The sequence below is a fragment of the Leptospira adleri genome (assembly GCF_002811985.1).
GTDB lineage: Bacteria > Spirochaetota > Leptospiria > Leptospirales > Leptospiraceae > Leptospira > Leptospira adleri.
In genome coordinates, this window is the sequence record NZ_NPDU01000168.1 from 1 (window position 1) to 564 (window position 564).

Annotated in this window: 1 protein-coding gene; it reads right to left on the reverse strand. The window is 41.8% G+C overall.

Annotated elements, in window-relative coordinates; all coding sequences use genetic code 11:
* Nucleotides 1-564, reverse strand: a 564-nt coding sequence (locus CH376_RS23985) for an STAS domain-containing protein (RefSeq protein WP_133124676.1), incomplete at both ends; no start/stop codon positions are given.

Here is a 564-nt window from a genome sequence, read left to right on the forward strand (position 1 = left end):
CCAAACGAGTGATAGAAAAAACTTTTTTTACGGAATCCCTCAAATCGGAAACGATCAATTCTCCACCTCTTCTTTTTAACCATCCGGATATTTGAATTAACGTTCCAATCGCGGAAGAATCGATATAGGAAGACGCCTTCAGATTGATGATCACGAAACGGTATCCTTCCATCATCTTTTCTTGTACGTTGGATTTCAACTCTGGGCATTTGTACAAATCGATATCTCCGACGGATTTATACGCATAGATATGATCGTGATATTCCACTTCTTCCGAAATAGGATCGATCGTCCGATATTGGATATCGTAAGCGCCCGCCATAAGATGTTTTCCGGCGGTTTTGGAATTCTCCTTAATTTTAGTCTCCAAGGCTTCTAAACGAGATTTTAGAGAACCCATCACATCGGGTGCGAGATCCAATTGATTGTCCACGTCTTTGATCAAAGACGTTAACACCTTTGAAGCGTCTTCCAAAGAACCTTCTTTGATGAGAGAGCTCGCCTTTTTCAGAGTTTTACCGGACTTTGCAACGATCGATTCAACGATAACGTCCGCGTCTTCCT